Below are 13,649 nucleotides of genomic sequence, written 5' to 3' on the forward strand. Positions count from 1 at the left end.
AGTCCTATCTGTCAAGTTGGATTGTCGCTTCGAAACACGAGGTCCCGCGCGATGGAGCTGCTGCTCTTCCACAGCCTCATCGCCGCCCACATCGTGACGGGAGCCACCGGGGCGGTCGCCTTCTGGGTTCCCGTCATCGGCAGGAAGGGCGGCGTCAATCACCGCCGCTGGGGCCGGCTGTTCAACCGCTGCATGCTGGTCACGGGATGCCTCGCCATGGCCATGGCGACGCTGACGCTGATCGACCCGATCGGCACGCACCCGCACCTCGAAGGCCGCTTCGACGCGGCCTTCCTGCGCGGCATCTTCGGCTGGATGATGCTGACGACGGGGCTGCTGACCGTGAACCTCGCCTGGTATGGCTGGCTCGCGGTGCTGAACAAGCGCGGCGGGCATGCGCGCAACCGCACGCCGCTCAACATGGCGCTGCAGCACCTTCTGCTGCTGGCCTCGGTCAACTGCGCCTTCCAGGCATGGCTGATCGGGCAGCCGCTCATGTACGGCATCGCCACGGTGGGGGTCGCGACGGTCGTGACGAACCTGCGCTTCCTCCGCGCCGAGGCGCCCGGCCCGACCTACTGGCTGAAGGAGCACGTGAAGGCGCTCGTGGGCGCGGGCATCTCGGTCTACACGGCCTTCATGGCCTTCGGATCGGTGCGCATCCTGCCGGAACTGGCGCTGCACCCGGTGATGTGGGCGATCCCTTGCGGCACGGGCATCGCGCTGATCCTGTGGCACTGGCGCGCCGTCGACCGGCAGTTCGCGGCGCGCAGGCCGGCCGCCGCCTGAGGCGCCGTGGCCGAGCTTCGCGTCATCGTCGTGGGCGCCGGCATGGGCGGGCTCGCGGCAGCGGCCGACCTCGCGCGGCGCGGCGCGCGCGTGACGGTGCTCGACCGCGCGGCCGCGCCCGGCGGAAAGATGCGCCGCGTCGAGGTGGACGGCGCCGCCGGGATCGACGGCGGGCCCACGGTCTTCACCATGAAATGGGTCTTCGACGGGCTGTTCGGCGACGCCGGCCGGCGGGTCGAGGATGCGCTGACACTCACGCGGGCCGGGATCCTGGCGCGGCACGCCTGGCGCCGTGGCGGACGGCTCGACCTGTTCGCCGACCGCGAGCGCTCGGCCGAGGCGATCGGGGACTTCGCCGGCGCGCGCGATGCTGCCGGCTACCGCGCGCTCTGCAAGCGGAGCGCCGACATCTACCGTACCCTGGTCGGGCCCTTCATCGCGTCCGAACGGCCATCCCAGTTCGACCTGGTGCAGCGCGTCGGCCTCGGCAACATCGGCGCGCTGGTGCGTACCACGCCCTTCGCGACGCTCTGGTCCGCGCTCGGCGAGCATTTCTCGGACCCGCGGCTGCGGCAATTGTTCGCGCGCTACGCGACCTATGTCGGCTGTTCCCCCTTCGCGGCGCCGGCGACGCTGATGTTGATCGCGCATGTCGAGCAGGAGGGCGTCTGGCTCGTGGACGGCGGCATGCGGCGCGTGGCCGAGGCGGTGCGCGACCTGGCCACGGCGCAGGGCGCCACCTTCCGCTTCGGCGCCGAGGTCCGGCGCATCCACGTGCTGCGCGGACGTGCCGCCGGCGTCGAGCTCGCGGACGGGGAGCGCATCGAGGCCGATGCCGTCGTCTTCAACGGCGCGCCGGATGCGCTGGCCGCCGGGCTGCTGGGGGAGGCCGCGCGCCCCGCCGCGGCGCCCGTGCCGCGCGACCAGCGGACGCTGTCCGCCGTGACGCTCTGCCTGGACGCCCCGACCGAGGGCTTCGACCTCGACCACCACAATGTCTTCTTCGCCGAGGACTACGCGGCCGAGTTCGACGCCATCTTTCGCCGCCGCGCCATCGTGGCGGCGCCCACGGTCTATCTCTGCGCGCAGGACCGCGGCGGCGAAACCCGCCCCGCGCCCGGCACGCGTGAGCGCATGCTGCTGCTGGTCAACGCGCCGCCCGACGGGGACCGCGCCGAGCCCGATGCGGCCGATGTCGCGCAGCGCGCCTTTGCGCTGACCGAGGCCTGCGGCCTCCGTATCCGCGTCGAGGACGGCGCCTCGGTCGCGACCACGCCGGCCGGCTTCCATGCGCTGTTCCCGGGCACGGGTGGCGCGCTCTACGGACGGCTCGGCCACGGCTTCGGCGGGTCCTTCGCACGGCCCGGCGCGCGCACGCCGATCCCCGGCCTCTATCTGGCGGGCGGCGGCGTCCATCCCGGGCCGGGCGTGCCGATGGCGACCATGTCCGGGCGGCTGGCGGCAGCGCGGCTGCTGGAAGACCGCGCCGGCCGGCCGCGCCGCGTCATCGCGCTGCCGGTTGGCCGCTGAAGACCCAGTCGCGGCCCGCGGGCACCACCTGGTCGAGGATCTTCGCCGAGGAGATCACGCCCGGCACCCCGGCGCCGGGATGCGTGCCCGCGCCGACAAGGAACAGGTTCGCGACCTCCTCGCTGACATTGTGCGGACGGAACCAGGCGCTCTGGAACAGTTGCGGCTCGAGCGCGAAGGCGGATCCGTTCACCGAGAGAAGCCGGTCGCGGAAATCCTGCGGCGTCATGATGCGGGACGTGACGAGCGCTTCGCCGAGCCCTGGCAGCACGGTCTCCTCCAGGCGCTTCTGGATGGCGGCGCGATAGGGCTCCGCCTGCACGGCCCAGTCGGTCCCGCTGCCGAGATGCGGCACGGGTGCGAGCACGTAGAAGGCGTCGCACCCCTCGGGTGCCAGCGACGGGTCGCTGGCGGAGGGACGGTGGAGATAGAGGCTGAAATCCTCCGCCAGCCGCTTGCGGCTGAAGATGTCGGTCAGCAATTCCTGGTAGCGCGGGCCGAGGACCATGGTGTGGTGGTAGACGTCCTCGTAGCAGCGCTTCGTGCCGAAGTACCAGACGAACAGGCTCATGGAGTAGCGCGCGCGCGCGATCCGGCGGTCCGTCCAGCGCCGGCGCGGATGGTGGCCGAGCAGCCTGGAATAGGTCCAGGCGACATCGGCGTTGGAGACGACGATGTCGGCATCGACGCGTTCGCCCGAGGCGAGTGTCACGCCCGTCGCGCGCCCGCCTTCAACCTCGATCCGCGCGACCTCGGCATTGCAGCGGACCGTGCCGCCGAGGCGCGCGATGAGCCCCGCCATGCCCTGCACAAGCGCGCCCATGCCGCCCATCGCGTAGTGCACGCGGTGCTTCCGCTCGAGATGCGCGATCAGGCAGTAATACGCCGTGGTGGTCAGCGGATTGCCGCCGATCAGCAGCGGATGGAAAGAGAAGGCGACGCGCAGCTTCGGATTCGTGAAGTAGTCCGAGACCTTGGAGAAGACGGTCCGGTAGCCCTGCAGGCGGATCATGTCGGGCGCCGCCTTCAGCAGCGTGCCGAAGCGATGGAAGGGCTGGTCGGCCAGCTTCTCGAAGGCGATGCTATAGATGCGCTCGCTCGCGGCAATGAAGCGGTCGAAGCCGGCCAGGTCCTCGGGCGCGATGCGACGGACCTCGTCGCGCGTCGCATCGAGGTCGGCGCTGCAGCGCATCACCGTGCCGTCGTCGAAGCGGATGAAGTAGAAGGGCTCGAGCTCGCGCAGGTCCACGTCGTCGGCGAGCCGCCCGCCGGCCATCGACCACAGTTCCTCGAGCAGGTAGGGCGCGGTGATGATGGTCGGCCCGGCGTCGAAGGTGAAGCCGTCCTGCCGGAAGACGTAGGCACGCCCGCCCGGCGCATCCAGCTTCTCGAGCACCGTGACGCGCCAACCCCGGGCACCGAGGCGGATCGCGGCGGCAAGGCCGCCGAAGCCCGAGCCGATGATCACCGCATGGGGCCGCGGATCCTGCGCCATGCTCGTGCCGTCGAGTGCCATGCGCCGGGCCTCCAGAAAAAAAAGGGGGGGAGCGGACCTGCCGCCCCCCCCACCTACCCCCGGCGGCGGCCGGGGAGTGTCGCCGCCGCCGTCATCACTGCGGTGCCAGCGCCGCCGACCGGGCGGGGCTGGAGCGCACCATGCGCAGTTCGGGATAGTCCTGGAGCATCGGGGCGCCGTTCAACGGGCGGTTCAGTCCCCGATGGCATGTGGTGCAGTTGGCCTTCATCGCGTCGCCCATGGGCCCGAGGCGCGCGACGCGCGGTCCCGCTTCCGGCGGCCCGTTGGGATTGGCCTGCCACAGCGGCGTCAGCGGTTCGATGTAGGTCATGTTGACCTCCCGGACCATGCGGATGCCGTGCCACGCCGTCAGCCGCTGCGGCGGGCTCTGTTCCCAGTTCGAGAAGGCGCGGCTGTTGTGGCAGAAGGTGCAGTTCACGCCGAGGCTCGTGGACATGTGCATCATCAGCGCATAGGTCCACTCGGTCTGCTGGATGCTGCTGGCGTTGTAACCGGGCAGCGAGGTGTTCGCGGTGATGACGCGGATCTCGCGGTCCTGCAGCAGGTAGGGCGTGAACGGGTCGGTGGGCAACGACGACCCACCGGCCGCCCGCGACGGCGTATTCTGTCCGGTCGGCGCCTGCAACCCGGCGCGCGAGGTCGGCAGGGTGGACCAGGCCTCGGACGGCACGGCCTGCCCGCGGTGGCAGGTGTAGCAGGTCACGCCGGTCTGGCCGACATGCGGATGGTTGTTGATGGTCGCGACCATCTGAAGCATCCGGCGCGACACCGCCTTGGTGTAGACCTCGTCGGACGCCATGTTCTCGATGTTGTGGCAGTAGGCGCAGCCGTTGCCGGCATCGCGCACCGCCTGCGGCACGACCCATTCGGTCATGGCCAGCATCACGCGCAGGAACTGCGCGTTGGAGAGGTCGCCCAGCACCTGCACGTTCTCATACAGCGTGCTGGCGCGGTCGCCCTCGTTGTCGGCGGCGTCGAGTACCGGCGGCACTTCGTTCGCCGCCAGGGTCCGCGCCCGCAGGCGCGGATTGGTCACGTGCTCCATGGCGGTGCCGCGGAAGCCGTTCTGGCTGGTGTCGACCGGCAGCCGCTCGAACGTCGGCAGCAGCAGCGCGGTGACGACGAGCGCGCCGACGGCCGCACCGATCTTGAGATTGGTCCAGCTGCTCATCGCGGCGCTCCTTGCAGCAGGGCCGGGTCGGCCACCGGCGCCCAGAGTTGCGGATAGGCGGGCGCGAAGTGGCGGTCGACTGCCCAGAGGTACCAATTGTCCACCACCGTGCCGGTCAGCAGGATGCCGATGCCGCCGGTGATCGGGCACAGCACCGCGAACCACCAGGCCCAGCGATGGATGCTCTCGAAGGTCGCATTGAAGCCCATGGTCCAGCGCCAGAAGAGCCCGCCGCGCTCGGCCGCGGTGCCACGGTCCAGCGTGAGCTCGATCTCGCGTTCACCGCCGTAGCGGCCGAGCGCCAGGATCGTCGCGCCGTGCATCGCGAACAGCAGCGTCGCGCCATACAGGAACACGATCGAGAGCGCGTGGAACGGGTTGTAGAAGAGGTTCCCGTAGCGAATGGAGAAGGCCGCGGTCCAGTCAAGGTGCGGGAAGATGCCGAAGGGCACCGCCTCGCTCCAGGACCCCATGGCGATCGGGCGGATGAAGCCCAGCACCAGGTACAGCCAGATCGCCGCCGCGAAGGCCCAGGCGACATGCGTGCCCATGCCGAGCGCGCGCGCCCTGAGATAGGTGCGCACCCACCAGAGCAGCAGCGAGGCGGTCAGGAAGAAGCCGGCGACCAGCCACCAGCCGCCCTCGCGCATCGGCGGGAACTGCAGCCCGTATTGCGGGCCCGGCGGCTCGAGCGCCAGCCAGAAGAGCTGCCGCACGAACTGGATCGGATCCCAGTTCACCGAGGCCAGCATGTTGAGGCCGATGATCTCGAAGGCGATGAAGCCGAAGAGGATCGAGAGCAGCCCCGTGTAGCCGAGGTAGATCGGCCCCACCTGCGCGTCGCCGAGGCGACCGAACAGGTGGACGAAGCGCGGCGTCCCCGCCCGCGGCTCTGAGTCCGCGGGGAGCGGCACCCCGGGATAGGGCGCGGGACCGCGCACCTGAACCCGGGTGAAGATGTTCTGGTATTCGGGCATGGCGATTCGTCTCCCCTTCCCGTCAGTGGCGCCAGATTGGCAGGTTCAGCCACCAGCCCCACCATTCGGGCCAGCCACGCGTCCAGAACGGGCCGCTGATCACGATGCACACGGCGCTCCAGAACCCGGCCGACAGCGCGAGGAACAGGCCGAGCCGGTGGATGCCCAACGTGCCGATCGAGTAGCCGATGAAGTCGCGGAAGAAGGTGTTCTCGTGCTCGGCGGTCTTGACCGTCTCGCCCTCGGGCGGGTTGAGCGCCGAGAGGACCAGCGCACCGTGCAGCGAGAGCGCGAGGACGGTCGTGAAGAAGAACGTCACTGCGATCATGTGCGCCGGGTTGTAGTGGAAGTGCAGGAACTGGTAGCCGACGTTGGAGACCCAATCGAGGTGGCTCCAGATCCCGTATGGGAAGCCGTGGCCCCAGGCGCCCAGCAGCACCGGGCGGATCACCACCAGCGTGACATAGGCGAAGACCGCGACGCCGTAGGCGATCGGGATGTGAAGCCCCATGCCGAGCTTGCGGCTGATCTCCGCCTGGCGCAGCGCCCAGGATACGAAGGCGCCGATCGCGCAGATCGTGATCCACTGCCAAAGCCCGCCTTCGCGCAGCGGCGCGAGCCGCAGGCCATAGGCGAGATCAGGCGGCGGGATGTTGATCAGCCACGGGTTCCAGGTGCCCTGGATGGCCGCGCCATACAGGATGAGCCCGGTGCCGACGAAGCTGAAGAACGCCGTCGTCACGCCGAAGAACCCGATCCAGAACGGCCCGATCCAGAAGTCGAACAGGTCGCCCCCGACAAGGGTGCCGCCGCGCACACGGTACTTGCGCTCGAAAGTGAGCATGGCCATCGCTTCAACTCCTCCCTTGGGCGGGTGGAACCCGCCGTCCGGTCACGGCCCTTTGGGGTGTGCGGGCGAGGCCCTGTCAGGGGCCTCGCCCAGTCCGCCGCAGCGCGGCGCGGTACGCTGGCTTCAGCCCCCGACGCGCTGGCCGGGGGTGAAGGTCGGCGTGGTCGCGCACCAGCCGAGGTGGTCGCAGTAGCGGGGCGAGCTGAGCACCACGAAGTGGATCAGCAGTGCCACCGCCATCACGCCAGCCGCGCCGAGGAACCCCACGCGGCGTGCGTCGATGACCATCCAGATCTTATGCATTGGCTTCTGGTCCTTTCCGGTTCTGCTTCAGAAGAAGCGCCAGTCGGGCGGGACCATCTGGCCCGCGTAGACCATCGGCCGCCACAGCCAGACCAGGATATGAGCGCCCATGGAGGCGAAGACCGAGAACACCCAACCCTGGACAACCAGGGAATGGACCTCTCGGGCCTGTTCCTCCGTCAGACGCGTACGTGCTTCGGTCATTGGGAGACCTCCACCGTCGCCTTTCGGCGGTTACCGCGCTCGTCCCGCGCGGCAGGGATCGCCCGGGGGGCAAGACACCACCCTGGCCGACTGTCGGCGCGCGCCACGGCGGGCGCGCGCGATGACGGGGCGCGCGTCATGACACGCCCTCAAGTTCCAGGCTCTGCGCGACGCGCGCGGCCGTGATGCGGTCTTCCCGCGCGTCCCGCGCGTCGCGCTCGATGCGTTCGCGCAGGCGCTTGGCCGCCGAGATGCGCAGCAGGAAGGGTTCGCTCTCCACCATCCGGTCGAGCAGCGCGCTCGCCTCGGGCTCCCAGCGCTCGACGGGGCGCGCGGGCGTCGGCTCCACCTTGTCCATCTCTGTCGCGAGGGGGAGGATGTGGAACAGCGCATCGAACAGCGCGTTGCAGTATTCCTGCACGATGTAGGTCGCGCCGGCGTAGCCCATGAAAGGCGTGCCGGTGGCGCGGCGGATGATCGCGCCGGGGAAGGACGCGGGGATGTAGGCGGCGCGGCATCCCGCCTCCTGCGCGTACATCCTCTCGTTGAACGACCCGAAGATGACCAGCGGCGGGGACTTGCGGAAGGCGTCGCGCACCGCCTGGTTGTCGGGCTTCTCGCCCGGCTTGCGGGCGAATGCGAAGGCGCAGGGCACGCCCATCTCGTCCGACAGGAAGCGCTGCAGGCCGCGCGTGTAGGTCTCGGTGGCGCTCACGCCGAAGGCGGCAGTGGCGAAGAAGTCCTGCGTGACCGAGCGCCACAGGTCCCAGATCGGCTTGATCGTGCTGTGCTTCTCGCGCTCGATGAAGGGTTCGGGGTCGAGCCCGGTCAGTTCGCCGAGCTTGCGCAGGAAATTGGTGGTGGCGAAGATCCCGAACGGCGCCATCAGGTAGGGGCGCTCGAGCGTCTCGCACAGCCGCCGCCCGAATTCCCGGTACATGCAGATGTTCACATCGGCGTCGGGCAGCTTGCCGATGTCCTCGACATGGCTGCCGAGCGGGAAGAGCAGGTTGATCTCGCAGCCGATGCCCTCGACCAGGCGCCGGATCTCGGCCAAGTCAGACGGCATGTTGAAGGTGCCGTAAATCGGGCCGATGATGTTGACGCGGGGCCTCTCGCCGTCCTTGCGCGTGCGCGGCTTGATCTTGCCGCGCTTGCTGCCGAATTCCGTCCAGAGCCAGTTGATGGCGCGATCGGCGGACTGCCACTGGTCCTCGTCGATCGTGCGCGGGATGAAGCGCTGCAGGTTGGATCCCTGCGGCGTCACGCCACCGCCGATCATCTCGGCGATCGAACCGGTCACCACCACCGCGGGCAGGTCGGGGTCCTGCGTGGCGGCCGCGCGCTTCATCGGGCCTTCGGTGCCGGTCTGGGACAGCGCCTCTTCGTCGAGGCCCGTCACCACGATCGGCAGCTCATGCGGCGGCAGCGCGTCGGTGTAGTGCAGCACCGCCGTGACCGGCAGGTTCTCGCACCCAACCGGCCCGTCGATGATGACGCGCAGGCCACGCACGGCGGAGAACGCGTAGACCGCGCCCCAATAGCCCCCTGCCCGGTCGTGATCGAGGACGAGCATCGTCAGGTCCCCACCGCTTCTTCGGCCTTGGCCTTCGCGGCGCGCAGCTTGCGCTGCCGCTCGCGGAAGCCGGGCGGATCGGATGGCTTCTCGCGGAAGCCGTAGCCCGCGCCATCGGGCGTGCCGACGCCCTCGAAGAAGCCAACCATGCGCGACATGCGTTCGCGCTGCCCCACCTGCGCTGCGACGATGCCCGCCAGCGACGCCGCGCCCGCGGGCCCGAACAGCGGGCGCGCACTCACCATGTTGGTGAAATAGAGCGCGGGGATGCCGAGTTCCTTGGCCTTCTGCACCAGCGGCGTCGTGCCGAGCGCGAGATCCGGCTTCGCGTCGCGCATCGCGGCCATGTCCTGCTCGAGCGAGGCGCGGTACTGCACATGCACCCCGCGCGCCTCGAGCCATTCGCGGTCGGCGTTGCTCCATTCCGTGCGCGGGCAGGCGGTGCCGACATAGGGCACCTCGGCGCCGGCCTCGACCAGCAGGCGCGCGACCAGCAGTTCCGATCCCTCATAGCCCGAGACCGTCACGCGCGCCTTGACCGGCGATGCGGCAAGCGCGCCGGCGATGGCCGGCAGGAAGCGCTGCTTCGCCGCGTCGACCCTCGCCTGCGGCACGCCGGCCGCAGCACCGATCGCTTCGAGCCAGGCGGCCGTGCCATCGACGCCGACCGGCCCCGACCCCACCACCGGACGCCCGGCGGCTTTGAATTCGCGGATGCTCGCCGTGTAGAAGGGATGAACCGCCGCGGCGACCACGCAGTCCAGCGCCGCATACAGGTCGCGCCATTCGCGGCACGGCGTGGACGGCGCCAGCGAAAGCCCCATCGCGCCGAGCAGGGCGCCGATGCCCGGCGGGTCACCGGGGAACATCTCGCCGATCAGCGCGACGGTCGGCTCGCCCTCGACCAGGTTGCGCGGGCGCGCCACGGCGCCGGCCTCGGCCTCGTTGCGCGCGTAGCGCAGCATCGCACCCGCCAGCACGTCCTTCGCTTCCGCATGCGTCGGCACGCCGAAGCCCGGCACGTCGATGCCGATGATCCGCACGCCGTTGATCTGCTTCGGCAGCAATTCCAGCGGCACGCCGGACGCCGTCGGCACGCAGAGGTTCGTGATGACCACCGCGTCGTAATCCTCGGGCCGCGCTGTCGCGTGCACGGCGTCGCGGATGTCCTCGAACAGCTTGCCGGTGACCAGCGTCTCGGAATTGAAGGGCACGTAGCCCACGGTCCGCTTCGCGCCGTAGAAGTGACTGGTGAAGGTCAGCCCGTAGACGCAGCACGCGCTGCCCGAAAGGATCGTCGCCACCCGCCTCATCCGCAGCCCGACGCGCAGCGACCCGAAGGCCGGGCACATGGATTGCGGCTGATCGTGCGGACCCTTGGGGTAGTCGGCGGCCAGGCGTTCCATCGCCTCGCCCTTCCCGGCGGCGCGCGCGGCTTCCAGCATGGTCTCGCGACCGCCGTGGCAGCCGCCGTCAGCCGATGCGGGAGGGCCAGTGGGAGGCAGCGCGTCCATCGCTCAGACGCCCTCGTAGACCACTTCGAGGGACGGCCTCGTGATCACCTCGGCGCCGCACATGTCCTCCATGGTCGCCGGGTTCAGGACCACGCCGCGGCCGACCGCCTCGCCCTTGAACAGGCCGAGCAGCTCGTCATGCGTCAGCGGCTTCGGGCGCAGCGGCGGGGCTTCCGCCACCTGCACGCCCAGCGCCTGGAACAGCGCGCCCCACTGGCTGTCGGGCGTGCCGATGATCTCGTAATTCGCGCTCTTGCGCCGGATGTCGTCATCCTGCGGGATGGCGGCGAGCACCGGGATGCCAGCGGCGGCGGCGAAGGCCGCGGCCTCGCCCGTGCCGTCGTCCTTGTTCACCACCATGCCGGCGACGCCGACATTGCCGCCCAGCTTGCGGAAATACTCCACCGCCGAGCAGACGTTGTTCGCGACGTACAGCGACTGCAGGTCGTTCGAGCCGACGACGATGACCTTCTGGCACATGTCGCGCGCGATCGGCAGGCCGAAGCCGCCGCAGACCACGTCGCCCAGGAAGTCGAGCAGCACGTAGTCGAAGTCCCACTGGTGGAAGCCCAGCTTCTCCAGCAGCTCGAAGCCGTGGATGATGCCGCGCCCGCCGCAGCCGCGGCCCACTTCCGGCCCGCCGAGTTCCATCGCGAAGACGCCGTCGCGCTTGAAGCAGACATCGCCGATCTGCACCTGCTCGCCGGCCAGCTTCTTCTTCGACGAGGTCTCGATGATGGTCGGGCAGGACCGCCCGCCGAACAGCAGCGAGGTGGTGTCCGACTTCGGATCGCAGCCGATGAGCAGCACGCGCTTGCCCTGCTGCGCCATCATGTAGGACAGGTTCGCCAGCGTGAACGACTTGCCGATGCCGCCCTTGCCGTAGATCGCGATCACCTGCGTGTCCTTCTTCGCCTCCCCGGTCGGCACGGGGTCGAGCGGCATCGCCGCCTCGGCGCGCAGGCGCTCGGCCTGGCTGGCGGGTGTCGCGGGCGGCGGCGTGAAGCCGGTCGGGGCGTTCATGCGCATTCCCTCCAGTCGAGGACCATTTTCAGGCAGGATGGATCGGTGAAGGCGCGCGCATAGGCCTGGGGCGCGCGCTCCGCGGCTTCCTGGTGCGTGACCAGCCCCCCGAGATCGAGCCGACCGTCATGGATCGCGGCGCTCGTCGCACGAAGGTCGGCCTCCTGCCATTCGGCAGCGATGCGCAGGCGCGCCTCCCGCATGAAGGCGGGCGGGAAGGAAAAGCCGATGCGGTCGGAGTAGAACCCGGCGAGCACGATCTCGCCGCCCGGCGCCAGGCGCTGCACCAGAAGGTCGAGGATGCCGGCATCGCCGCTGACGTCGTAGATGCTGCGGTAGTCGCGCCGCGGATCGCTGTCGGGATCGACCACCTCGTAGCCGACGGCGCCGTCGCGGCGCGCGGCATCCCGCTCCCAGACCACCGGCTGCGCGCCATGCAGCAGCGCAACGCGCGCCAGCAGCCGCCCGAGCACGCCGTGCCCGACGATCAGGTCGGGCGGCGATGCGTGCGGCGCCGCCATGGCGTGCCAGGCGGTCGCGGCCAGCGCGAGCAGCACGCCCTCGGGCCCCGCGAGGTCACCGAGCGGCACGGCGCGCTTCGCTGGCACCACGAGCCGCGCCGCCGCGCCGCCGAACAACCCGCGCACGTCGCCGAAGCAGCGCGCACCGGGCACGAAGACACGTTCGCCGCACTGCCGCCCGGCCTCGGCCCCGGCGGCGATCACCCGCCCCACCGACTCGTAGCCCGGCACCAGCGGATAACCCATGCCCGGGAAATGCGGCATGCGGCCCGACCAGAGCAGGCGCTCGGTGCCGGTGCTGATGCCGCTCCATTCCACCGCGACGACGATGTCCTCGGCCCCTGGCGGCGTCAGCGCCAGGCGGCTGAGGACGAGGTCCTCGGGTGCTTTCAGGATGACGGCAATGGTGTCCAAGACGGACCCCCCGGTTGAATGCTTGATCGTCAGCCTAGATGGACGGTGGCAACTGTCAAGAAGTTCTGACACTCGTGCCGTCACGACGCGCCCGCCTCGGCAAGGATGACGCGCGTGAGCAAGGGCGTCGGCGTCGGCAGCAGGCGGCTTGCGGCGAAGCCCGCTGCCGCGAGCATCCGCCGGATCTCCTCCGGCGTGCGCGGCCTGCCCCGCCCCATGGCGAGCAGGTAGAAGCCGAAATAGGCCTCGCCCATCGGTTCGGCGCCGGCGGTTCCGGCCATCGGTTCCGCCAGCAGCAGTCGCCCGCCCGGCGGCAGTGCCGCGCGAATCCGCCGCAGCAGGCCGAGCGCCACGTCGTCGTCGTGGTCGTGCAGCACGCGCACCAGCGTGATCAGGTCCGCCCCGCGCGGCAGCGCGTCCTGCGTGAAGTCGCCGCCGAACACCTCCGCGCGGCCGCCGAGCCCGGCCGCAGCGAAGCGTGCGCGCGCCTCCTCCGCCACCGCCGGAAGGTCGAACAGCATCAGGCGCGGCGCGGGCGACTCGGCCGCGACCGCGCGCAGGAAGGCGCCGTTGCCGCCGCCGACGTCGAGCACCGCGCGGTGCCGGCCGAAGCGGTAGGCGGCGAGCACTTCCTCGGCCACCATGGGCTGGCTCGCGGCCATGAGCGCGGTGTAGTCGCGGATGCGCCCCGGCTCGACCGCGCCCGGCCGCTCGGCCCCGGCATAGGCCCAGTAGCCCGACAGTGCGTTCCCACCGCGCGGCCGCCGCAGCAACGCGACCGGGTCGGCGAGGTCGGTGTAGAGCATCGCATGGTGCTCGACCATCGCGGCGATGCCGTCATTGCCGATCATGGCGGCGCCGAGCGGGCCGACCGTCCAGGCGCCGTCGGACCGCCGCGCCGTGAGCCCGAGGGAGGCCGCCGCGGCCATCAGCCGCTCGGTCGCTTCGTCCGGCAGGCCGAGCAGCGGCGCCAGGCGCGGCGTCGTGCGCGGCGCCTCCGCCAGGATCGCGAAGACGCGGAGCCTGACGCAGGCAAGCAGCACCTGCGTGTAGACGAAGCCCGCGCAGATATCGAAGAGCGCGCGGGCGCGCCGCCGCGCGAAAGGCCTGGTCAGCGGGAAGCGCGCGGCCCAGCGCCGGAAGCCGGGCCGCGCCGCCAACCCTTCGCGGAATGCCCGGAAGCGGTCGAGCAGCGAGGAGGAGGAGGGCGCCGCACCCATGGTGTCAGCCCCTGACATGC

The 13,649-nt window shown here is 70.6% G+C and carries 13 protein-coding genes; 2 read left to right on the top strand and 11 right to left on the bottom strand.

All coding sequences use genetic code 11. The features are described from left to right. The first annotated feature begins 51 nt into the window (after positions 1-51). Both E8M80_RS04935 and crtD read left to right on the top strand, forming a co-directional pair. Positions 52-789: a hypothetical protein gene (locus E8M80_RS04935; RefSeq protein ID WP_137124530.1), complete on the top strand. Its 738-nt coding sequence runs from the start codon at positions 52-54 to the stop codon at positions 787-789. A 6-nt stretch (positions 790-795) separates the two neighbouring features. Next, positions 796-2,319, top strand: a complete 1,524-nt coding sequence (gene crtD, locus E8M80_RS04940) for a 1-hydroxycarotenoid 3,4-desaturase CrtD (protein ID WP_137124531.1) — start codon at positions 796-798, stop codon at positions 2,317-2,319. Here the strand turns inward: crtD and E8M80_RS04945 are convergent. The 11 genes from E8M80_RS04945 to E8M80_RS04995 form a co-directional block, all read right to left on the bottom strand. Beyond that, positions 2,294-3,835, bottom strand: coding sequence for a phytoene desaturase (locus E8M80_RS04945; RefSeq protein WP_137124532.1), 1,542 nt, complete (start codon positions 3,833-3,835; stop codon positions 2,294-2,296). The two genes, crtD and E8M80_RS04945, sit on opposite strands and share 26 nt — an antisense overlap. A gap of 94 nt (positions 3,836-3,929) precedes the next feature. Then, a complete protein-coding gene (gene pufC / locus E8M80_RS04950; RefSeq protein ID WP_137124533.1) occupies positions 3,930-5,027 on the bottom strand; it encodes a photosynthetic reaction center cytochrome PufC in 1,098 nt (365 codons plus the stop codon). Further along, the gene (gene pufM / locus E8M80_RS04955) at positions 5,024-6,004 is read right to left on the bottom strand and encodes a photosynthetic reaction center subunit M (RefSeq protein WP_137124534.1); all 981 of its coding nucleotides are present in this window, start codon (positions 6,002-6,004) and stop codon (positions 5,024-5,026) included. Before pufM ends, pufC begins: the two co-directional genes overlap by 4 nt. 22 nt (positions 6,005-6,026) lie before the next feature. Continuing rightward, positions 6,027-6,854 (bottom strand): photosynthetic reaction center subunit L, encoded by an 828-nt coding sequence (gene pufL, locus E8M80_RS04960; RefSeq protein WP_137124535.1) that lies wholly within the window; start codon positions 6,852-6,854, stop codon positions 6,027-6,029. 123 nt (positions 6,855-6,977) lie between these two features. Then, positions 6,978-7,157, bottom strand: a complete 180-nt coding sequence (pufA, locus tag E8M80_RS04965) for a light-harvesting antenna LH1, alpha subunit (protein WP_137124536.1) — start codon at positions 7,155-7,157, stop codon at positions 6,978-6,980. A 27-nt stretch (positions 7,158-7,184) separates the two neighbouring features. Next, a complete protein-coding gene (locus E8M80_RS04970; RefSeq protein ID WP_137124537.1) occupies positions 7,185-7,361 on the bottom strand; it encodes a light-harvesting protein in 177 nt (58 codons plus the stop codon). Positions 7,362-7,497: 136 nt separating this feature from the next. Next, complete coding sequence (gene bchZ / locus E8M80_RS04975; RefSeq protein ID WP_137124538.1) at positions 7,498-8,937, bottom strand: chlorophyllide a reductase subunit Z; 1,440 nt, start codon at positions 8,935-8,937, stop codon at positions 7,498-7,500. A gap of 2 nt (positions 8,938-8,939) precedes the next feature. Then, complete coding sequence (bchY, locus tag E8M80_RS04980) at positions 8,940-10,382, bottom strand: chlorophyllide a reductase subunit Y (protein WP_170979195.1); 1,443 nt, start codon at positions 10,380-10,382, stop codon at positions 8,940-8,942. A gap of 72 nt (positions 10,383-10,454) precedes the next feature. Beyond that, entirely contained in the window at positions 10,455-11,396 is a 942-nt protein-coding gene (locus tag E8M80_RS04985; RefSeq protein WP_206035578.1) for a chlorophyllide a reductase iron protein subunit X, read from the bottom strand. A gap of 74 nt (positions 11,397-11,470) precedes the next feature. Beyond that, positions 11,471-12,409 carry a chlorophyll synthesis pathway protein BchC gene (bchC, locus tag E8M80_RS04990; RefSeq protein WP_137124541.1) on the bottom strand — a complete coding sequence of 313 codons (939 nt, stop codon included), beginning with the start codon at positions 12,407-12,409 and terminating at the stop codon, positions 11,471-11,473. Between the two features lie 80 nt (positions 12,410-12,489). Then, positions 12,490-13,647, bottom strand: coding sequence for a methyltransferase (locus E8M80_RS04995; RefSeq protein WP_137124542.1), 1,158 nt, complete (start codon positions 13,645-13,647; stop codon positions 12,490-12,492). Positions 13,648-13,649 lie beyond the last annotated feature (2 nt).

Origin of the sequence: Roseomonas sp. HF4, from assembly GCF_005222755.1 — a bacterium.
GTDB lineage: Bacteria > Pseudomonadota > Alphaproteobacteria > Acetobacterales > Acetobacteraceae > Neoroseomonas.